Annotated in this window: 15 protein-coding genes; 9 read left to right on the forward strand and 6 right to left on the reverse strand. The window is 59.7% G+C overall.

What is annotated here, in order from left to right; translation table 11 throughout:
• The first annotated feature begins 101 nt into the window (after positions 1-101).
• The 3 genes from GGR39_RS16330 (at position 102) to GGR39_RS16340 (ending at position 2263) form a co-directional block, all read left to right on the forward strand.
• Entirely contained in the window at positions 102-557 is a 456-nt protein-coding gene (locus GGR39_RS16330) for a GGDEF domain-containing protein (RefSeq protein WP_246388931.1), read from the forward strand.
• 124 nt (positions 558-681) lie between these two features.
• Positions 682-1656: an oxygen-dependent tRNA uridine(34) hydroxylase TrhO gene (trhO, locus tag GGR39_RS16335; protein ID WP_183618741.1), complete on the forward strand. Its 975-nt coding sequence runs from the start codon at positions 682-684 to the stop codon at positions 1654-1656.
• On the forward strand, positions 1646-2263 hold the full coding sequence (locus GGR39_RS16340; RefSeq protein ID WP_183618743.1) for a glutathione S-transferase: 618 nt from the start codon (positions 1646-1648) through the stop codon (positions 2261-2263). The genes trhO and GGR39_RS16340 overlap by 11 nt, the downstream gene beginning before the upstream one ends.
• 5 nt (positions 2264-2268) lie before the next feature.
• Here the strand turns inward: GGR39_RS16340 and GGR39_RS16345 are convergent, their stop codons facing one another.
• The 4 genes from GGR39_RS16345 to GGR39_RS16360 all read right to left on the reverse strand — a co-directional run bounded on the left by GGR39_RS16345 (position 2269) and on the right by GGR39_RS16360 (position 8878).
• Positions 2269-4215, reverse strand: a complete 1947-nt coding sequence (locus tag GGR39_RS16345) for a TonB-dependent receptor (protein ID WP_246388924.1) — start codon at positions 4213-4215, stop codon at positions 2269-2271.
• A gap of 1116 nt (positions 4216-5331) precedes the next feature.
• Positions 5332-6354, reverse strand: a complete 1023-nt coding sequence (locus GGR39_RS16350; protein ID WP_183618747.1) for a ParB/RepB/Spo0J family partition protein — start codon at positions 6352-6354, stop codon at positions 5332-5334.
• Positions 6355-6399: 45 nt separating this feature from the next.
• Entirely contained in the window at positions 6400-7602 is a 1203-nt protein-coding gene (locus tag GGR39_RS16355) for an AAA family ATPase (protein WP_183618748.1), read from the reverse strand.
• A 193-nt stretch (positions 7603-7795) separates the two neighbouring features.
• A complete protein-coding gene (locus tag GGR39_RS16360) occupies positions 7796-8878 on the reverse strand; it encodes a replication initiation protein (protein ID WP_183618787.1) in 1083 nt (360 codons plus the stop codon).
• 957 nt (positions 8879-9835) lie between these two features.
• On the opposite strand from GGR39_RS16360, the gene GGR39_RS16365 reads away from it, so the two are divergent.
• A complete protein-coding gene (locus tag GGR39_RS16365) occupies positions 9836-12628 on the forward strand; it encodes a PAS domain-containing protein (RefSeq protein WP_246388926.1) in 2793 nt (930 codons plus the stop codon).
• 99 nt (positions 12629-12727) lie between these two features.
• Here the strand turns inward: GGR39_RS16365 and GGR39_RS16370 are convergent, their stop codons facing one another.
• The gene (locus tag GGR39_RS16370; RefSeq protein WP_221226193.1) at positions 12728-13702 is read right to left on the reverse strand and encodes a helix-turn-helix domain-containing protein; all 975 of its coding nucleotides are present in this window, start codon (positions 13700-13702) and stop codon (positions 12728-12730) included.
• Positions 13703-13925: 223 nt separating this feature from the next.
• Between GGR39_RS16370 and GGR39_RS16375 the strand changes: the two genes are divergently transcribed.
• Positions 13926-14759 carry an SDR family NAD(P)-dependent oxidoreductase gene (locus GGR39_RS16375; protein WP_183618758.1) on the forward strand — a complete coding sequence of 278 codons (834 nt, stop codon included), beginning with the start codon at positions 13926-13928 and terminating at the stop codon, positions 14757-14759.
• Positions 14760-14828: 69 nt separating this feature from the next.
• On the opposite strand, the gene GGR39_RS16380 is transcribed toward GGR39_RS16375, so the two are convergent.
• Positions 14829-15386: a nitroreductase/quinone reductase family protein gene (locus GGR39_RS16380; protein WP_246388928.1), complete on the reverse strand. Its 558-nt coding sequence runs from the start codon at positions 15384-15386 to the stop codon at positions 14829-14831.
• A 143-nt stretch (positions 15387-15529) separates the two neighbouring features.
• On the opposite strand from GGR39_RS16380, the gene GGR39_RS16385 reads away from it, so the two are divergent.
• The 4 genes from GGR39_RS16385 (at position 15530) to GGR39_RS16400 (ending at position 20657) form a co-directional block, all read left to right on the forward strand.
• Entirely contained in the window at positions 15530-16546 is a 1017-nt protein-coding gene (locus GGR39_RS16385) for a phytanoyl-CoA dioxygenase family protein (RefSeq protein ID WP_183618760.1), read from the forward strand.
• Between the two features lie 84 nt (positions 16547-16630).
• A complete protein-coding gene (locus GGR39_RS17510) occupies positions 16631-17839 on the forward strand; it encodes a cytochrome P450 (protein ID WP_183618762.1) in 1209 nt (402 codons plus the stop codon).
• 145 nt (positions 17840-17984) lie between these two features.
• Positions 17985-18926, forward strand: coding sequence for an SDR family NAD(P)-dependent oxidoreductase (locus GGR39_RS16395; RefSeq protein ID WP_183618763.1), 942 nt, complete (start codon positions 17985-17987; stop codon positions 18924-18926).
• Positions 18927-18995: 69 nt separating this feature from the next.
• The gene (locus tag GGR39_RS16400; RefSeq protein WP_183618765.1) at positions 18996-20657 is read left to right on the forward strand and encodes an MFS transporter; all 1662 of its coding nucleotides are present in this window, start codon (positions 18996-18998) and stop codon (positions 20655-20657) included.
• Positions 20658-20666 lie beyond the last annotated feature (9 nt).

Here is a 20666-nt window from a genome sequence, read left to right on the forward strand (position 1 = left end):
TGGAATGCCGATCGACATGAACATCGCAGCAAGATGCCAGTCGATATCCACTTAGACAACCGACCGTCCAATCTCAGCGCACCCCGGACGCTTACAATCGCCTGGCCTTACGCGAGTTTTTCACCGCGCGGATCGCCCAGTCCGCGCCCGGTACGCAGATGGCGGTCCACTATCTCGATCTCGATGGGTTCAAGCCGGTCAACGATCGTTATGGCCATGCCGCAGGCGATCAAGTGCTTCTGGCCGTAGCGGGGCGCTTGCGCAACACTGTGCGCCATACCGACATGGTCGCACGCCTTGGCGGGGATGAGTTCGCCATCGTCCAGCTTGGCATCACCAACGAGGAAGAGGCCCATGGCCTGGCATGGCGGGTCCGTGATGTGATACAGCAGCCCTTCCAGATCGACAGCTTCAGCATCTCGCTCACCACCAGCATCGGCACCGTGCTCAATTTCGACCAAGGTGCATCGCTTGATGCGCTGTTGCGGCTCGCCGACGCCCAACTCTACGGCGTGAAGCGCGCGCGACAGAGAGTTCTGCTGGGGGTGCCGGCCTGAGGCCATCAACCGCGCGACGTGATCGGCGGAATGCTCTCCTTCCCTTGGGTGACACCGAGTGCGCGATCGGCCGCAAAAGAACGAGAAGGCTGACGCTCCTGCAGCTTGTCGCTATGAGGCCGCGATGGACATATCCCGCCCTGACTGCCCTGCCCCGGTCCAAGTCGCTGCCTTGTATCGTTTCGCGCGCTTGCCTCACTGCGCCGATCTGCGCGCACCGTTGCAACGCTTGTGCCTGGAAGAGGGAATTCGCGGCACGCTGCTTTTGGCCAGCGAGGGGATCAACGGCACGATCGCGGGCTCGCCTGAGGGTATCTCGCGCGTGCTGGACCACATCCGCGCCCTGCCCGATTGCGCCGACGTTGATGTCAAATTGTCGAGCGCGTCGGCCATGCCGTTCCACCGGATGAAGGTACGCCTGAAAGCTGAGATCGTCACGATGGGCCAGCCTGACATCGACCCAGCCGCCAGTGCCGGAACCTACGTCGAGCCGCAGGACTGGAATGCGCTGATCGCTGATCCGAATACCATCGTGATCGACACGCGTAATGATTACGAAGTTGCCGTAGGCACGTTCGAGGGTGCGATAGATCCGAAAACCGCGCGCTTTCGCGACTTCCCGGAGTGGTTTCGCAACGAACGCGGACGCCTGCTAGGCTCTGGCACCCCGCCCAAAGTCGCGATGTTCTGCACCGGCGGCATCCGGTGCGAAAAGTCCACGGCCTTTCTGAAGGCAGAGGGTGTGGAGGACGTCTATCACCTCAAGGGTGGGATTCTGAAATACCTGGAAACCGTGCCCGAGGAGCAGAGCCTGTGGCGCGGCGAGTGCTTCGTGTTCGATCAGCGCGTCACGATCGGTCACGGTCTGGCCCAAGGTACGTACACGCTGTGCCATGCCTGCCGCCGCCCCGTTCGCGCAGACGACATCGAGTCACCGCTATATGAGCCCGGCGTAAGCTGCCCGGCCTGCCACCACGAACGCAGCGAAGGGCAGCGCGCATCCTACCGCGAACGCCACCGCCAGGAACTTCTGGCCGCCGAACAAGGACGGGCTCATGTGGGCATGGTCAATCCGCGGCCTGACCAAGATGGCCACTGAACCCGTCCTCTACAGCTTCCGGCGATGTCCCTACGCGATGCGCGCCAGACTGGCCCTTGCGGTCAGCGGTATCGCCTACGAACTGCGGGAGGTGAAGCTTTCCGCAAAACCGCAGGCCATGCTGGCAGCCTCGCCAAAGGGCACGGTCCCGGTGCTGGTTCTGGCCAGCGGCGAGGTGATCGATCAAAGTATAGACATCATGCATTGGTCCCTGGCCATAAGTGATCCCGAAGGCTGGCTGGCGCAGGACGACACGGCGCTGATCGCCGCCAACGACGGCCCGTTCAAGCATGACCTGGATCGCTATAAATATCCCGAGCGGCACGATTGCGATGCATTACTACATCGCGAATGTGGGCTCACCTTTTTGCGCACCCTCGACGCCAGGCTTGTACACGCCAACTACCTTTGTGGCCCGACGCGAGGGCTGACAGATGCGGCGATCATGCCGTTCATCCGGCAATTTGCCGCGGTGGACCGCGACTGGTTCGATGCGCAGCCCCTTCCCTATCTCCAGAAGTGGTTAGCGGATCACCTTACGTCCCGATTATTCGAGGCGGTCATGGTCCGGCTGCCACCCTGGTCACCGGCAAGGGCGCCGAACTGACAGCCTCAAAACGTGTATCGCGCCCCGATCTTTACGGTACGCGGTTCGACCACCCTGCTGAGGCGACCGTCTTCGGGGCCGAAGCGGTCAAAGCCCGGAATATAAGACCCGTAGTAGTAGGCGATGTCCTTGTCGCGGCTGTTCAGAATGTTGAGCACCTCACCGTAGATCGTGATTTTCCGTCCCTTCCAGGCCCCCCGCGCGTTCAGGACCGTGCTGCCACGATCGCGCACCGAGTTGTCCTCTAGCAACGGATAAGGACCAAGATGGCGGACGCGAATGCTCGCCTCCCATGGGTCCAGAACGATCGAGGCGCCGGCCGAAGCCGCATTCTCAAAGGCGTTGGGAATGCGATCACCGTTATCGTACCGCGAATGGCTTGCCGTGTAGTTTCCATCGAGCGCCAGCCAAGGCGTCGGACGCCAGAATGCCACTAGTTCGTATCCGTGACGCTTACTGGCGCCGGTGGGCTCCACCGCGTTGGAATCGCCCACGAAGCGCAATTCGCTGCCCACGTTCAGCCACCAGTAAGTGCCCGTCACTGACAATTGGCCAAACTGCAAACGCGCGCCCAGCTCCTTGCCGGTCCCGCGAACCAGCACCGGCACCTGCGTTTCGATGTTGACCGCGCCGCGAACGTCGTTGGAATGGAAACCCCGCCCCCAATTGGCGTAGACCTCAAAATGCGGGCTTAGCTGATACGCGATAGACGCCTTGGGCGAGATGATCGCATCATGTCCCTTGCCTTCGCCCAGCGCCGCGGCAGCCTGATCCCGCGCACGAACGGCGTAATGATAAAAGTCCCCGCGCAGGCCACCCGTCAGCCGAAGCCCTGGAAGCGGCGTCCACATCGCTTCACCGTAAAGCGCCGCCGATGCTTGCTCCACGTGGTAACGCCCCAGCGAGTACAGGAAGGCCCGATCCGCCGTCCGAGTTACGCCTACGGAGCCAATATGATCATATCGGTTCTCCGTGCCTATCGTGAGCCGAAGGGCGGAGGCGATATTCCATTGTTTGCGCGCATTAAGACCCACCACCCAGCGCTTGTCGAACTGGTGGATTTGCGCACTCGTCCCGTCGGGGTCGGCATACGTCGGGTTCGAGAACATGTTCCACGCGTAATACTGCCCGTAGAGGTTCGCGCTCCAGGACGGCTGCTTGATCGCTATATTACCGATTAAGCGTGTCGTCCGTCCGCGCGCGGTGGGATCCGGCGAGCAGAACACGTCCGGGCAGACCGGGCTGCCGATAATTCGCTCCGGGATCTGTTCGGTCGGCCGCCAGGTGGCGCTATAGGCGTGCAGCGATGCTTCCAGGGCGCCCTTCCCCAACGCTCGCGCGTATTTGGCAAAGCCGGCATAGTGGCGCAGATGTTCAGGCTCCTGCCAGGGCCCGTCGTACTGCTTGGCCTGGCCCACCAGCGTCAGGCTGCCGCCCGCGAAGTTCTTGATCGTGCCGCCAGCGGCAAGCCGTGCAGCGCGATAGGAACCGCTTTCAAGGGATACCCATGGTCGATCAAAGCCATCGATCGTGGTCATATAGGCGGCTCCCGCCAGCGCGAAGTCCCCACTATCTGCGCGGTACGGTCCTTTGCGAAAATCCTCCCGTCCGACAATTTCGGGAATCAAGCCGTTCAGGTCCAGATAGCCCTGCCCGTGCCCATGGGTGCGTAAGTTCATCTGCACACCATCGATATATGTCGTGAAATCGGACCCATGATCCAGGTTGAAGCCACGCAGGAAGTACTGGTTGGCCTTGCCGCTGCCCGAGTGCTGGGCCGCCACAAGTCCCGGCACCGCTTCCAACAATTCGGCCACGCGAAGCAGCGGACGCACCAAGAGGTCAGAGCCGGCTATAGTGCCCTCGCTGGCGGCGTGTGCCGTGCCGATCTTGGCCTCCCCTCGCCCAAAGACGACGATATCCTTGGACGCGTCGTCCGCACTCTCTGCCATCGCTGGCTGCGCTAGCATTCCCGCTAGCAGGGTCGCTCCAACAGCTAGTATTTTCACTCTCACCAGTTTGTCCCATGTGGTTCTGATACGACGTTGCGCAAAAGCGAACGACGCCTGCAAGTTACGAACGGTTCTGAGAGAGCTGGATCAACGCCAACGAAACGTTACTGCAACGGTGTCGGATCAGGTGACCCAGCATTTTCAGGTGCTTCTGAATAGGCGGAAGGGCTAGTCGCTGATGACGGCAAACCCGGCTTCAGGTTAATTCAGAGAAGGTGAACTCGCTTCTGCGCCCCGGATGGACGTTGGCGGATGGAGCCAGTTCGGCGCAACTATTCAAGCCTTAACCGGATACGCGGGGCACAGCCTCTCGATGCGGTCATCCGACGAACGGCAGCGGCGGCGAAACTTGGCGCAACGTTAAATGAGAGGCACTCACCTGCAATGCTCCGTCATTGCCAGCAAAATCTGGCCAGACGTCATAGTGCGAGATGGCAGCATCTACGATTATCGACGGCTAAGGCAGCGCGCTCATCTGGTTAGCCTTTTGTGCATCCATCGGAAGGTTTTGAGCGAACATAGGCACTTGCAAAAGCTGCGGCATACCCCGGCGGTTTGGATCCGGATCACGTTCGGAACTTGGATAATGCCAACCGATTTGACCGCCGATCTCAAAACTACGCTTGCCAAAGCGGTCTCGTAAGCGCCGCCTTCGTGAGACTGCGACCTGGCACCATCGCGCGAAACGATAACTAGGATTGGTGTCAACGCACCTCAAACAAATCGCGTATTTCCTAGGCATTCATGCTCATCACGCATGTACCAGCAGTTGTGAAGCGAAATCGAGTATGCTGCACACTCTAGTGCGACTGCTTATAAAGCGAGTGGCGTGACGAGCTGCGAGCTGGTCCTTTTGGCAACAAAAATTGCGTTCGTTGCGAACAAACCGCGCCAGTATTGGATAATATCTTGTTCGCTCTCCCGCCCTGTGATTATATTGATGTTATAAAGGGGCGGGGAACGAAGCAAGTCGGCAGCAGAGTCATCATATTTATGAGACGACATCTGAAGGAAATTAACAATTTATCTCTCGAGACTTAAAAACAGGCTCATCCTTCACGGCCAATACTTTTCCAAAACTTGATTTATTGCCGCCTCAGCTTCTTTCCGCTCTCCACCGCCGTTAATCAGGAGCGTCACTTGAATGCCCCGCCGGCCAAGATTTTCCACCGACAGCAATGGCTTTCCGTTTGGAGACGTGACCTTTTCACCTTTGCCTGACCTTTTGGGGGTTCCTGACCCCTTGGGGGATGGATCCGCAGCTTTGCTGAGCGCCCGTATTATATCAGGCACCGGCATACTCGCTGCCCGGCCATCGTAATTGGATGAGAGCCGCTCAGCCTCAGCAAACACGCGTTGCCGGCGTTCATCCGGCTTCAACAGCGGCTTGATGGCCGTCACATGCTTGATACGAAGATCCTGTGGCGATGGAAAAGCCGCCATCAATTCCGGTGGTAATCGGGCGAGATCGAGATATCTGCTCAACCAGCTCTCGGTCACGTTTATCCGTTCCGCCATAATTTTCTGGCGCCCCTCGTAATAAGCCCCAAGGGCACGAAGATAATCTCTGGCCCGTTCCAGATCGGTGAGATCGTCGCGGGCCCGATTTTCGATGTCCGCAAGACGAAAAGCCTCCTCATCCGTCAGGCTGCGGATGTCGATCAAGAATCGAAAGTCGGGATAGTTGTGCGAGCGAAGCCACGTGATCGTCCAATGCCGCCTCGCACCGCAAATCACTTCAAAATCGTAGGCGGGGTCGTCTTTCACCCGGCGCACTATCGCGGCCATTTCCTGCTTACCTTGGGCTTTGATGCTTTCGATCAGGTCGGAGCAGCGTTCTTCACTGAGAAGCGCGTATTCGCGATTGTGCCCCGCCCACATGCGGCATCGTGCGGGATCAACAAGTTCGTACGTACGGGAAACCACGCTACCGGTGGCCAGCTCCGCCAAGCGACTCTCCCGCCCGGAAAGCACGCTGGCACCAATCCCAGGCCGACGAGGAGCTGGCGGCGACGCCGATACGTCGGGATCTATTCCTGCGACCAGATCAGCAGCAAAGCTGGCGTTCTTTTTACTCATGCCCCGCTCTCCTATGGAAATTGCACCGGTGCAATTTGGTCCGCCTCATGCCCGCCCCTCCTTGCGAAGACGAGCGGCATGGCTTGGCCACATCATGCGCACCTCAAGCTCGATCTCACTGTTGACGCCATCCAGATAAGCCAGGCAACGATTGCGAACGGCCGAACTCGTGACCGGTCCATCCAATTCGTAAACCGTCATCAATCGCGCCGTGGCGTTATCAATCTCAGCCGAGTCCTTCAGCGGCGTGCGAACGATCCCGTGCCCAAAAATCGTCCGCATCAAGTTCAGCATCTCTTTTTGCATTGACTTGTTTTCATCGACTTTCGAGGCGACGAACCGCAAAAACTTGAGCGTTGGCGCCATGCCGCGATCGGCAAGAGTTTCAATCGTTTCGTCCAACATCGCCAGAAACGCTGCAGTTGACGAGAAATCCATCACGGTCGGAGGTACCGGCACAACTAGCGCGTTCGCCGCCCGGAGCACAGATAAGGAGATCGCTCCCAGAGCTGGGGGAGGATCGAGAACGACCACATCAAATCTATCGGAAATGCTGGCGATCCCCTGCGCCATACGATCTATGAGGTTTGCCTGCCCACGGGCCATGCGCGCTGCGATCTCGTACTCGGATTGAAACAGTCGCAAATTTGCAGGTATCAATTCCAACCCATCGAAGTGGGTCTTGCGTAAGGCATAATCTAACGACTCGATGTCATCATGACGCAAGAACGGATAGAGAGTGTCGTCTTCCGTAAGGTCAAGGTCGGGGACGTAACCGAACAGGGTGGTGGCTGAAGCCTGGCTGTCACAATCGATGAGCGCGACCCTGTATCCCCTAATCGCAAGATACTGCGCCAAATGCACGGACAGAGTCGACTTGCCGACGCCACCTTTGAAATTCTGAACGGCGATCACACTGCACGGATCGGTGCCTGTCCGCCATGGACGGGTGCCGAATAAGCCACGCATGTCGTTCAACTGCGCGAGAGTATATCCAACACGTCGATTGTTTTGGGTCCGGGGAGGCTGCGGCAGGCGACCATCTTTTTCGGCTTCGCGGATGGCTGCGGGGGTGCGGCCAACAAGCTCTGCGGCTTTTCCAATAGGAAACGTCGGCTCTCGCCTCTCATCCGCCCGCGCGCTACGAGCAGAATCACGCAGGCGTTGCAGAACAGAGCTGGTCCTCTGCGCAAGTGCCGTCACCGACAGCGTATCTGCCGCACCATCAATATCGATAGATGAAGCCACGACGCCCTCCTTGCTAAACCTGCGATGGCATAGCCCTGTTTGCACTTTAGCGTCAACTATTGCGTCAAATTTGCAAATCGTCCCGTGATCTGATCAATAAACATGGCGATAGGGGGGTGTATTTCGTCCAGATACCGACAGCCACCTGACTCATTGGGGGCACGGAACCAAAATTGCACCGGTGCAATTTTGCTTACGGACGGCCTCTCCTGGCGAGAAAGCTTTCGCAAAAACCGGTCCAGGACGCGATCAGTTTTGCCCCACTGAGCCGCGTCAATCTCTCGCCCATGTGTCCGCGATATGCGTTTGCGATCACATCTATGTCCCACCCGCCGCCGACAGTCCGGGCAATCTCCGCCAAGCGTTCGGCACCGAACCGAATCGTTCCAGCGGGAAAAAGGTCTTCGCCGGATATAGTCGTTTCGGCGCGTCGTTGAAGTTGTGCGAATGGTTCCACCGGCACGACAATGGCCTCTGTCGTCCCTTCTCGCCTGGGGCGGCGGCCCCCCGAATGTCGGTCGAGCTCTTCAACCGTTGCGAGTTGCTCCGGGGCATCCTTAGGCTCGAAGCGGAATTCGACCTCGGCAACCGTTCGCCCCTGCCGAATTTCGCGCCACTCAACTCGGAAGTGGGCGAGCTGATCGATCTCAGCCTTGGCTTTTTCGAGCACCTTGCGCCGCAACTGGGCGAAGTCTTTATAGACCTCAGGCGATATGCCCAGCAAAGCGCGCAGCGCCGTCATATCTCCGCGCCAACCGGATTGGCGCCGGTGGAGCCGAAGTGCCCCGATCTCGTAAAGCTTTAGAGCGTACGCAGAACGAAAACCAAGAACCGCCTGCCGATTGAGGACCGCGTATGTCTCGGACTCCTGGATCAGCTTTCGCGCTTCGGGGGTAAATTCCCACTCGATCCAACCGGCGTCAGCACCCTCCTCATCCTCTGCCTCTTCGCGTGAAGATGAGATCAGCGAAAACCGCAAGGTCGCCTTTTTGCCGCGCCACGATTTGTCATCGACCGCGAAAAGCGTGCGGTGGAGCTCTTCCAGCATCTCCGAAATACGCTCATTACCTTTATGGCCCCGCCGAATATCGGCCTTGCGCATTCTGTGCGGCCTATCCTCCCAGGCGTCGCCACCCGCGGTCAAAATCATCAGCGCCAATAGCCGCGAGGCGGTCAGGCTGAGGGACTGGCCTTTAATGAATTTAACTTCGACGATGCTACCTGGCTTTGCGAACTCCTCCCCGCCCTTCGCCTTGAGGGCAGCCGCGACTTTCATCGCCCGCCCGGGCGATGAATCGTTTCCAGCAAGCGAAGACTTAATGGTGTCGGACATGGGACTCGTGCTGCTCACGCAAGGGATAAAATCCGCGCGTCACTGCGACCTAGTGGTGCCTGACCTGTCCTTCTTCGTCAAGTCAGGGCAGGCTAAACGCAAACAGTGCCCCCAACTGGTCAGGTTTGATCGGCAGACATTTTCCACGCGAATCTGAGATTTGCCGCGAGTCGCTGCTTCTTACCCATGACCTACCCAAAACCGCCTGGCTTTGGGGAGAGACTGTCAAAATACCCGCGCAAATCGGCGAATCGGATGACATTCCGGTAACACCCCCAACCGGTCAGGATTGCCCCGATGGGACAGGAAAGAGCCCCCAAGTGGTCAGTCTTCGGCCCCCATCGGGACAGGCCATACCCCCCACGCGGTCAGGTGAACTGACGTATCCTACTGCTATATATAGTTTTTTCGACGCTGAATCCGAATCCATTAGAATCATGAATCCCCCGCTGCGAGCAGCGGCCTGATATAGATCGATTACAGAAGAAAAACGATTGGCGCCCGCGCCAGATCATCGATCGTCGCTCAGCTTCTTGACTCGCTTGGAAGGCCGCTTCAACTCGGATCATGGCTAGCCGAACCCCCACCACGATCGCACTCCCTTCTGATCTCGAGATTTTTGTCGAGACCAGTGTCGCCGCCGGCTATTATCCCGATGCCGATCATATGATAAGAGCAGGGCTTACTGCTTTGAAAAGAGAGCGTGGCCAACCTGATGCTTCTGTTGTCGCCCAATGGCCAATCGCGGGCGGCGAGTGTGGTGATCTGATCCGCAATCACGACTGGAGCAAAACGAGGCTCGGCGCGCCACACCAATGGTTACCAGAGTTGCGGACCACGATTTCAAACCTCGTCAACTCGCCGGTCGCCAAAGTTCTCATGTGGGGTGACGACCACGTCATGTTTTACAACGACGCATACCGCGAGATCGCGGGCGATCGTCATCCCGCAGCTCTTGGCACGCCGGTGGCTGAGGCGTTTCCGGAAGTATGGGAGTTCAACAGGCCGGTCCTGGAAAATACGCTAGCGGGTGCGACGCTGTCGTATGCCGACCAACCGATCACGTTCCATCGTCCGACCGGGCCCGAAACGATGATGCTGGGCCTCTATTATACGCCTGTCTACAACGGTGATGGTAAGCCTGCCGGAGTGCTGTGTACCATCATCGACAACAGCGCGCGGATCGCGGCGGAACGCAGTCTGGCCGCCAGCGAGGCGGAGCTTCGGCGGATTACCGACGCGGTCCCGATGCTGGTGGCTTATGCCGACCGTGATCACGTCTACCGCTTCGCCAACGCCAACTATCAGACGTGGTTCGGCATCGCACCAGAGGCCATGATTGGGCGGCACATCCGTGAGATCATGGGCGAGGACTTTTATCACTCCCGGCAGAGCGACCTGGACGCCGCGTTGATGGGACGCACAGTTATCGGCGAAACGATCGTGCCACATCGTGATCTAGGACCGCGACCGCTGGAGTTTCGATACGTGCCACATGTTGATGCCTCGGGCCAAGTGCTGGGCGTATATATCCTCGGGATCGACATCGCTGAGCGTTCGACGCGCGAGGAGGAAGTCCGCGTCAGCAACGCACGCTTCCGTACCGCAATGGACGCGGTACACGGCGTGTTATGGACGAACAGCGCGGATGGCCGCATGGTCGGGGAACAGCCTGGCTGGTCGGCGCTGACAGGGCAGGGGCGCGCCGAATATGAAGGCTATGGCTGGTCCTCTGCCGTCCATCCCGATGACGCGGCGGCTACCGTGATCGCCTGGAACAAAGCCGTCACAACGCGCACCATGTTCGTCCATGAGCACCGCGTGCGTCGTCACGATGGTGAATGGCGCACCTTCGCGATCCGCGGCCTGCCGATCCTGAATGACGCGGGCGAGATTACCGAATGGGTGGGCGTCCATACCGACATCACCGAGCAACGGATGGCTGAAGCGGCACTGCGTGAGCATGCCGCCAGCCTGGCTCGGCAAGTCCGGCATCGCGAACGGGCCGAGGACCAATTGCGCCAATTGAACGAAACCTTGGAAAGCCGCGTGATAGACGAGATCGCGGAACGCCGCCATGCTGAGGCGAAGCTGGCCCAGTCCCAGAAGATGGAAACCGTGGGCAAACTGACCGGCGGCGTGGCGCACGATTTCAACAATCTTCTGCAAGTGATCGGCGGCAATCTCCAACTCCTTTCCAAGGATATTGCAGGTAATCCGCGAGCCGAAACGCGGGTCAGCAACGCCATGGCCGGTGTCTCGCGGGGGGCGAAGCTGGCGGCCCAACTTCTCGCGTTCGGACGCCGTCAAGCCTTGGAGCCCAAGGTCGTCAACGTCACCCGGTTCGTGCAAGGCATGGACGACATGCTGCGCCGCGCCATCGGCGAAGGGATCGAAGTGGAAACGATCTTTTCGGGTGGACTGTGGAATACGTTCATCGATCCGGTGCAGATCGAGAACGCGCTGCTCAACCTGGCGATCAACGCGCGTGACGCCATGGATGGCCAGGGCAAGCTGACGATCGAACTCGCCAATGCGCATCTGGATGACGATTATGCGCGCGCCCACGATGAGGTGAAGGCCGGGCAATACGTGATGCTGGCCGTGAGCGATACAGGCTCTGGCATGTCGGCCGATATCATCGCCAAAGTGTTCGAGCCGTTCTTTTCGACCAAGGCCGAAGGGAAGGGGTCGGGCCTAGGGTTGTCCATGGTCTACGGCTTCGTCAAGCAATCGGGCGGGCACGTGAAGATCTATTCGGAAGAAGGGGAGGGCACCACCATTCGCCTCTACCTGCCGCGCGCGACCGAGGCGGAAGATATCGAAGTGGCCACATATTCTGGACCGATCGAGGGCGGCACGGAGACGGTGCTCGTGGTGGAGGACGACGAGGACGTGCGCGCCACCGTGGTCGAAACATTGTCGGAGTTGGGTTATCGCGTGCTCAAGGCACCCGAGGCGACAAGCGCCTTGGCGGTGATCGAGAGTGGCATCCCCATCGACATCCTCTTCACCGATGTCGTCATGCCAGGCCCGCTAAAAAGCCCGGAGCTCGCTCGCAAGGCTCGCGAACGGCTGCCCAACCTGGCCGTGCTGTTCACCAGCGGCTATACCGAGAATTCGATCGTCCATGGCGGAAAGCTGGATAAGGGCGTCGAGCTTCTGTCCAAACCCTACACGCGCGACGCTCTGGCGCGAAAGTTTCGCCATGTGTTGGCGAACGAGCTTCAACGCCAACAGGGCCAGGGCGCAGTACCGTCAGTGGCACAGATCCCTGCCGCAACGCCGGTCACCCCGCCCGTTTCAGTCATGTCCCGCACGGCCTTGCTGGTGGAGGACGATGCGCTGATCCGCGTTAACACCAGTGAGATGCTGCAAGAATCCGGCTTTATCGTGGTAGAGGCCGCAAGCGCGGAAGAGGCGCTGGCGGCGTTGCAGACAGCGCCCGTGGATGTGCTGGTGACTGACCTCAATCTCCCGGGCGCATCGGGCCAGGATCTGGCCGTGACGGCCCGCGCGCTACGGCCAGAAACGCTGATCGTATTCGCAACTGGTGATCCCGGCGCGGTGGCGGGTGACACGGACTGCGTCGTTCTGCCCAAGCCGTACGATGCCGATGCCTTGGCTGCGGCCATTCGCGCTCGCTTGGTCAGGCCCGAACAGACGGTGATGTCCGAAGCGTCCGAGACGTGATGGTAGCGATTGTCGCTGTCGATTGATCGAGGCGGCGGACGCCGCAGATCAGCGGCGGTTATCAGCTCGGACGTAGGGCTTCAGGCCGTTGATAAGGGATCAAAGCCCCTTTTCGGTCTGAACGTTGGCGCGCCATTCGCGCGCCGACTGGCCGGTTGCTTTCTTGAACATCATTCGAAAAAGCCGTGAGTCAGAATAGCCGACATTAATGGCGATATCGTCGATCTTGCGATTGGTGCGCTCCAGCATCGTCTTGGCGGAGAACAGGCGCAGGTCCTGAACGTAGGCCTTGGGTGATACATGAAAGGCTTTTCGAAATTGCCGCGTGAACGCAGACGGACTGATCGATAATCGTTCGGCCACCATCTGGATCGCCATGTTGGACGCAAACGTCTGTTCGAGCAGCAATTTGGCGCGCTCCATTTGCGGCGTCGCGCTTTCGTGCTGTTCGTCTTCAGGCAATCCGTAGAGAGCGGAAAGATACCGCCCGATCCCGTGAGTCAATGCACGTTGCAACCCTCGCATCACGGCTGCCGCATCGTGCGCCGCGCCTGGAGACAGGATGATATCGCCGCGATCAGCCAGATCTGTCGGCTGGGACAATCGCAAACGAGGATCGATCTTGCGCGCCTTGATCTGCAGGGGCACCGAAAGGGGCAGCGCCATGTCTTGCGTAAGGCCCGATCCCGCCAATAGCAGCATTGCCGCGCCGCTGGCCGCGATCGTGGCGCCAAGCGCGTGCTGCTTTCGCAGCCAGGGATGAAGCGTCGCGGCCTGGCTCATCCCTGCAGTGAACTGATGGTCATTTTCTGCCAGAAACGCGGGAAGCCATATGAAGCTGTAAGCCCGCTCATCTGTCACAGCGCCATCGACGCTGAACAATGTCCGGTCAGCCAGGCGCACTGGCCTTCCATCCACGGAGAGCGTGAAGAATTCTGAGTCCATTCCCTGCTTGTCGGTGGCGGCGAAGGTTTGGCGAACCTGCTCTTGAAGACAGATCCTGCCATCCTGCCACACGCCGACCCCTGCAAGGGAAGCGCCTGGCAGCACGAGAAGGGCGAGTTTGTTGGCCATACTGTTTTATCCGGTGTCTGCCCGGATTTATCCTGCCCACGGCAGGCGCTCAAGGCCTAAGGTCAACGTCCGGAACGGTCAGCATGCAGGACCTGCCGGTTATAGAGGAGAGGGATTTGAGCATAACCGTTGTCACCGGTGCGAGTCACGATGCGGATGATATTGTTCGCTTTGTCGAGGGTGTGAATTGCATGCCGATGGCGTCAAAGTTGGTAGCTCACCAATGATCCCGGCCGCGCATCCCGGCGCGGCGGGAACGAACCTGACCGGCCGCGTGGCGATAGTCACTGGCGGCGGCTCCGCGGAAGGGGGCATCGGGCGCTCGATCGCCTTGACCCTGGCAAGTGCCGGGGCGGCGATAGCAGTGGTCGATCTCGATATATCCCGCGCAGGAGAGGTCCGGGCCGTGATCGAGGCGGCTGGGGGCAGGGCGGTCGCCATCGCTGGCGACGTCGCCGATGCTGAGCGTTGCGCGGCAATGGTCGGTGAAGCGACGGTGGCGCTGGGGCGGCTGGACATCCTGGTCAACAATGTTGGCTTGAGCGCAACGGCCACCTCGCTAACCGATCTGGATGTGGCTGCGCTGAGCCGCGTGTTCGCCATCAACTTTCAAAGTGCCGTGGCCATGACAGCCGCCGCTCTCCCGCACTTCACGGCAGCAGGGAAGGGGGCCATCGTCAACATCGCCTCGATCGCGGGGATGCAGGCTTATGGCAATATCGCTTACGGCCCCTCGAAAGCCGCGCTGATCACCTTCACGCGCGAAACCGCCGTCATGCATGGGCGCGATGGCGTGCGTGCCAACGTGATCGCGCCCGGGCATATCCAGACCCCGCATATCGCGGGCATGATGGATGCCGACATGCGTCGGGCCCGCAAGGACATTGGGCCACTGGGCGTGGAGGGCGATGCCTGGGACATCGCGCAAGCGGTGCTGTTCCTCGCCAGCGATGCCGCCCGTTTCGTGACAGGGGTGCTGCTGCCGGTGGACGGTGGCGTCAGCATGGTGGGGCCGATGACGGCGCATGATCTGATCGAGCGCGGTAATCCGGCTTGAGGGGCGTTACTCGTCAATAGCCGGACACCGACCTGCCCTGCGAGACGAAGGCGCCCGGGGGGGCTGGCGTCACTCCCTGAAAACGGGAATTTCCTCCATCGGGTTGAGCAGCACGATGGGAATGTCGCGTTTTGAAACCCGGCGATATTGGGCAAACAGCGGGTTGCCCTTTATCACCCACGTCCAGGCTTCTTCCTTTTCACCGCCGGTCGGCTCTCGCCAAGTGGCGGCAAAGGCTTGCGTCGCGATTTGAAATGCGACCGGGCCACCTGCCTGGATATTAAGATACCACTGCGGATGATCGTCCGCACCGCCCTTGGACGCGACTATCGCGATTTCAGGGCCGAACTGCGTGTACCCCAGACCATTGATCATCGTCTTGCCTGATTTTCGCCCGACGTTGCGCAGCAGCAGCATCGGCTCATAGCGATAGCCACCCAAAAAACTCATATCCATGATGTGGCCGCGTGCGCCGCCGGAGGAAAGATAGCTCTCACGGTGGTCCGTGACCCATTGTGTCATGCGCACGGTCGTATCGTCGTCGTAGGTCGATGGCATCGTGCCTGGCCCCTGCTGATGAGTCGCCGCAAATGGTATCAGGTTTTGCGGCACGGCCCATCCGGTCATCGCGCGGCATCGCCAACCTCTGCAAATATAATCCGGTTTTTGTTCGAACGTAGCCGGTATCAATCTGTCGAACGGGGGCACAATGGCTATCGTAACGCACGAACCATGTGCGTCTTCAGATTTCGGGATGAGGATAAAAGATCATGGCCACGCTGGCTCCGGAACGTATCACGTCCACTTCCGCCGATACGCCGGCGATGCCGCAGTTCAATGTGTCGAACCATCTGCTGGGTGATCGCGCGGCGTTGGATGCGGCCTGGGATCGCGATGGATACTGGTTCTTCCGCGATGTTCTGGACAAGGATGCGATCGGACGGGTGCGGGCGGTATTCCTTAAAGTGCTGAATGACCTCGGCGTGGTCGAGCCGGGCCGATCCGACGTGGCGATCTATAACGGCGCGCCGCTTGACGATTACCCCATCCGCATGGGCGCCGATCCGGATCTCGACCCGCTGCTTGCCCGCTATCCGGCAGATGATTTCATCGCAAATCCCAAGATCAGGGCGTTCTTCGAAGAGTTGCTGGGTGACGAAGTGGTATGGGTGCCAAACACCGAATTCCACGCCGTGCCCCCGGGCGGATCGGATCAGCCAAACCGCTTCAACTTCGTTCACGCCGATGGCGCGAACAACAAGGGTCTGGCGCTGCGCGTATGCTGGATTCCGATTGCTCCGATCGACGAGGCGACCGGGGGGCTCGCCGTCACCGAGGGTCTGCACAAGCCGCGCCTGGGTGACTTTCGCCGCCCCCCGCGTGGCATCAACTTGAACGACGTGCCATCCGAAAGCTGGCGTCGCGCCGAGTACGAACCTGGCGATCTACTGATGTTCAGCTTGGAATCACCGCATAGCGGCCTGGCCAATCGTTCGGACCGATACTTCCGTTTGTCGATGGATATTCGGTGCACGCGCAAGTCTGATGGCGTGCCTGTATTGGGCACTCTGCTCGCTGCTGACGCCAACGCGATCGAGATCGAGGATGAGCAGGGCGAGCGGCATGTGTTTCGTATCGACGAACTGACTTTTTTCCGGATTTATCGTGGACGAGATACCGGCATGCCGGTGCCGCTGGATGAGATTGCGACATTGGCTCCCATCGGAAAACCGGTATTCGTCGCGCATCAAAACGGTATCGCCACGTTCGTGCGGCCACAGCACTAGGCGGACGCGCGCGTCCGTCAACATTGCGTTTGGAGTGGTGGGCCGTCATATCGTAGAAAACAAAAATGTTGGAGAGTTGAAGTCGTGAACATTCAAACGGCGATCAAGCCCAGCCACATACCTGAAGAACTGGTCTTTGATTTCGACCTCTACAATCCAAAGGGAATGGTGGATGGCTATACTGATGACGTCCACGCACTATGGAAAGTCATCCAGGACAGCCATCCGGACGTTTTTTGGACTCCGCGCCACGGCGGGCATTGGGTGGCGACTCGTTACAACGAGATTGCTGCTCTTTGCACCGATGCGGCGCGTTTTTCTAATACAGAGCCCTTCGTGCCGATCGGGATTATCCCCCATACAGGCCCGTCTCAGCTGGACCCGCCAGACCATGCGCCGTTTCGCAAGCTCGTTTCCAAGGCCTTTACCCCCGCCGCTTTGAACGGCGCCAGTATCCGGGCTCGCGCCGCTGCGGTTGATATCCTTGACAAGCTAAGGGCGCGTGGCGAATGCAATTTCATGCATGACTTCGCCAGCGTCATGCCAATCGTGACGTTCCTCAACCTTTTGGGCATGCCCGAAAGCGAAGCGCCTTATCTCGCCAATTTGGCCGAGCGGATGGTCCCAGGCCAACCGGGGTCTGAGGAAGCACAAGCGGAAACACACTCGTACATCGCCGATCTCATCAAGGATCGTCAGAAAAATCCGGGTGATGATTTCGTCAGCATGTTGGTGCAGGCGCAAGTCACGGATCGCGATCTAACCCCAACGGAGCGGCATAATGTCGTGCAGTTGGTGGTCACCGGCGGCCTCGACACGGTGATAAACACCACAAGTTTCGCTACCGTGCACTTTGCCAGGCATCCCGAACTGCAAGCCCAGCTGCGGGCCCAACCAGAACTGATCGACGGCGCCGTCGAGGAGATCACGCGCCGTTTCGGAACCAGCAACCTTGCTCGGCTGGCGCACCATGATCTGGACCTGAGCGGCGTTTCTATCCGCAAAGGTGAGCAGATTCTTGGTATCTTCCCTCTCGCCGGACTGGACGAACGCGTGAATCCCGATCCGATGACCTTTGACCCCGTACGCCGCAATCGCCGGCACATGAACTTTGGCAGCGGGCTTCACACCTGCCTGGGTGCGCGCCTCGCCCGGCGGGAAATCAAGATATACCTAGAAGAATTTGTGATCGGCATGCCGGAATTCCGGATCAAGCCCGGAACCGCGCCGCGCATGTCTTCGGGGCTGATCAACACCATGCGTGATCTTTATCTAGAGTGGGATCCGGCCTGACCGTTCGGCTCATTCGGACCGCGATTTGCGCCAGGCATCAGATGGCAGATGGCAGATGGCCTGCGCCACTGCGCGGCTTCCGGTAGGTTTCCACCTGTGACACAACTTCCTGCAACCAGGTGATCTGATTTCTAGGAGAGTGTGCGTGGATCGTCATTTTGAAGGCCGTGTCGTTGCGATCACTGGTTCCGGGCGTGGCATCGGTCGAGAGACCGCGCTGTTGTTCGCCCGACAAGGCGCCAAGGTCGTTGTCAATGATCTTGGTGGCGCGCCGATAGGCGGCGGGGCCGATCAGTCCATCGCTCAAACTGTGGTGGACGAGATCAAGGCGATGGGCGGCGAAGCCGTCGCAGAAACTTCCAACATGAGCACCATGGAGGGTGGCCGCAATCTTGTAGGTGCCGCGCTGGACAGCTTTGGCCGCCTGGACTTTCTGATCAACAACGCCGGCATCATCCGTCCGGCACCCCTTCTCGAAATGACCGAGGAGGATTTTGACATCGTGATCGCGGTCAACCTGAAAGGCTATTTCGCCACGATCAAGGCCGGCCTCGAGCATATCATCAAAAGCCGAGGCGCGATCGTGAATTACTCGTCGCCCTCGGGCTGGGGCCACTGGGGCATGACAAACTACAGCGCCGCAAAGGAAGGCGTCACCGGCCTCACGCGATCCCTGGCGCGGGAAGTGGGTGAATATGGCGTCCGCGTGAATGCGGTGCGCCCGATTGCCGCGGGTTCGACAATGGACATACCCGCCATCCGCCGCACCTTGGATGAAAGCGCCCGCCTCGATGTTCCGCTCAATTCGATGCAGCGACTGCCTTGGAACAACGTGATGCCGGAACTGCGCAATCCTGCCGCCGTGGCGGCCTGGCTTTGCACCGATCACGCGAGCGTCTTTTCTGGTCGCGAATTCTACATCGCCGGCTCGCAGGTTGCGATCGTGGCCGATCCCGAACTGACCCGTGATCATTTCAACGCCAATGGTTGGTCTTTCGAGGATTTGTGCAACGAAGAAATCGTGCACGGCCTGACATACAACCAGCACAACGCGTTCGCACCCAAGGGTGAGCCCAAAACCCTATAGGGCACTACACGACGAAGTGGCGGCGTTTGCACTGGACTTCGGGTTGCTGGTCAGTGCAGGGCAAGCAGGATGACGCCGAACGTGAGTAGTCCTGCCGAAAAGCCAAGGTCCGCGCTGCGGCACCTTGCTTTTCGGCGCATCCTTTTCGCCAGCTTGCTGTCGAACTTCGGACTGCTGATCAATGGTGTAGGTGCCGGCTGGGCGATGACCGAACTAAGCGGCAAGCCGGAGAAGGTAGCGCTGGTTCAAACGGCGCTGATGCTGCCGTTCATGCTGTTTTCGATTCCGGCGGGTGCGATCTCGGACACTTACGATCGTCGCAAGGTCAGCATGGTGATGCTGCTGTTCGCGTTTTGCAGCGCCACGTTGCTGACCGGGGTGGCCGCCGCGCATTTGCTGACCCCAGGGATTTTGCTGGTGCTGTGTTTCCTGGTGGGCACCGGCAACGCGATGTTCGGCCCCCCATGGCAGGCCTCCGTTTCGGAACAGGTGCCCGCGGAGGATCTGCCGCAGGCGATCGCCTTCAATTCGATGAGCTACAACATCGCGCGCAGCTTCGGGCCGGCGCTGGGTGGGATCATCGTGGCGGCGGCAGGGGCGGTCACCGCCTTTGGGATCACCGCAGTCTGTTATCTGCCGATCACCATTGCCTTCTACATGTGGCAGCGCGTGGCCGAGCCGCCGCGCCTCCCGCCAGAGCGGGTGGGTGGGGCGATCGTCTCAGGCATCCGTTATCTTATCAACGCGCCGCCAATGCGTGCCGTCATTTTGCGCAGCGTCATGACCGGTGTGGCGGGTGCCGCGCTATTTTCGTTGATGCCGCTCGTCGCGCGCGATCTCATTGGCGGCGGCCCATTGACGTACGGCATCCTGCTGGGTGCATTCGGCGTCGGTGCCGTATCGGGCGCATTTCTGATGCCCCGTCTACGTCATCTCCCCAAGGAGCATGTGATCGCCACCAGCGGGATCATTCTTGGCGTCGCGATCATCCTTTTGGCGCTGTCTCGATCGTTATGGGCCGCGATGCCAGTCCTGCTGGTCGCGGGCTGCTGCTGGATGCAGTTGCTGACGCAGTACAACATCGTCATTCAAACGCAGGCGCCACGCTGGATCACGGGGCGTGCCCTGGCATCCTATCAGGCGGCAACGGCGGGTGGCATCGCCATGGGTGCCTGGCTCTGGGGCAGCGTCGCCCAGCACATGGGCACTGGATGGGGCATTGCCGCATCCGGCATCGCGATGCTGCTCGTGACTGCGATCGGCCGCAAACTGCGAATTGCTGATCCCGGCGCTGTCAGCGAGACAGAGGTCAAGCAGATGGCGGATCCGGATGAAGTACTTGGTCTAACCGGTCGCAGCGGCCCCATCCTCATTGAAATAGACTACAGCGTCGATCCCGATCAGGCGCGCCAGTTTTATGAGCTGATGCAGAACGTGGGGCAATTCCGGCGACGCAACGGCGCGTATCAATGGTCTCTTGCCCGTGATGTCGGCGATGGGTCTGCTTGGGTCGAGCGGTTCAGTTGCCCGACGTGGCACGACTACCTGCGTCAACGCGATCGTATGACCGCGCGGGATCGCCTGGTCCATGAACTTGCGCTCGAAGTAACGCGCACGGGGCAAGTGGAGCGCGTGCGTCGGTTTCTGGAAAGGCCTACCGGTTCGGTGCGCTGGCGCTCCGAAAGCCGTGACCCCGGCGTACTGGTGCCCTTCAGCCCGAGCTCTGGTTAGGCATCCACG

Origin of the sequence: Novosphingobium fluoreni (assembly GCF_014196615.1) — a bacterium.
GTDB classification, from domain to species: domain Bacteria; phylum Pseudomonadota; class Alphaproteobacteria; order Sphingomonadales; family Sphingomonadaceae; genus Novosphingobium; species Novosphingobium fluoreni.

Bases quoted from the DNA above. Each gene is read 5' to 3' on its own strand.
- GGR39_RS16400 (WP_183618765.1), top strand. From the start codon at position 18,996: ATGACGCCGAACGTGAGTAGTCCTGCCGAAAAGCCAAGGTCCGCGCTG.
- GGR39_RS16340 (WP_183618743.1), top strand. From the start codon at position 1,646: ATGGCCACTGAACCCGTCCTCTACAGCTTCCGGCGATGTCCCTACGCG.
- trhO (WP_183618741.1), top strand. From the start codon at position 682: ATGGACATATCCCGCCCTGACTGCCCTGCCCCGGTCCAAGTCGCTGCC.
- GGR39_RS16365 (WP_246388926.1), top strand. From the start codon at position 9,836: ATGTTTTACAACGACGCATACCGCGAGATCGCGGGCGATCGTCATCCC.
- GGR39_RS16380 (WP_246388928.1), bottom strand. From the start codon at position 15,386: ATGACCGGATGGGCCGTGCCGCAAAACCTGATACCATTTGCGGCGACT.
- GGR39_RS16360 (WP_183618787.1), bottom strand. From the start codon at position 8,878: ATGAAAGTCGCGGCTGCCCTCAAGGCGAAGGGCGGGGAGGAGTTCGCA.
- GGR39_RS16370 (WP_221226193.1), bottom strand. From the start codon at position 13,702: ATGGCCAACAAACTCGCCCTTCTCGTGCTGCCAGGCGCTTCCCTTGCA.
- GGR39_RS16345 (WP_246388924.1), bottom strand. From the start codon at position 4,215: ATGGCAGAGAGTGCGGACGACGCGTCCAAGGATATCGTCGTCTTTGGG.
- GGR39_RS16350 (WP_183618747.1), bottom strand. From the start codon at position 6,354: ATGAGTAAAAAGAACGCCAGCTTTGCTGCTGATCTGGTCGCAGGAATA.
- GGR39_RS16385 (WP_183618760.1), top strand. From the start codon at position 15,530: ATGGCCACGCTGGCTCCGGAACGTATCACGTCCACTTCCGCCGATACG.
- GGR39_RS16375 (WP_183618758.1), top strand. From the start codon at position 13,926: ATGATCCCGGCCGCGCATCCCGGCGCGGCGGGAACGAACCTGACCGGC.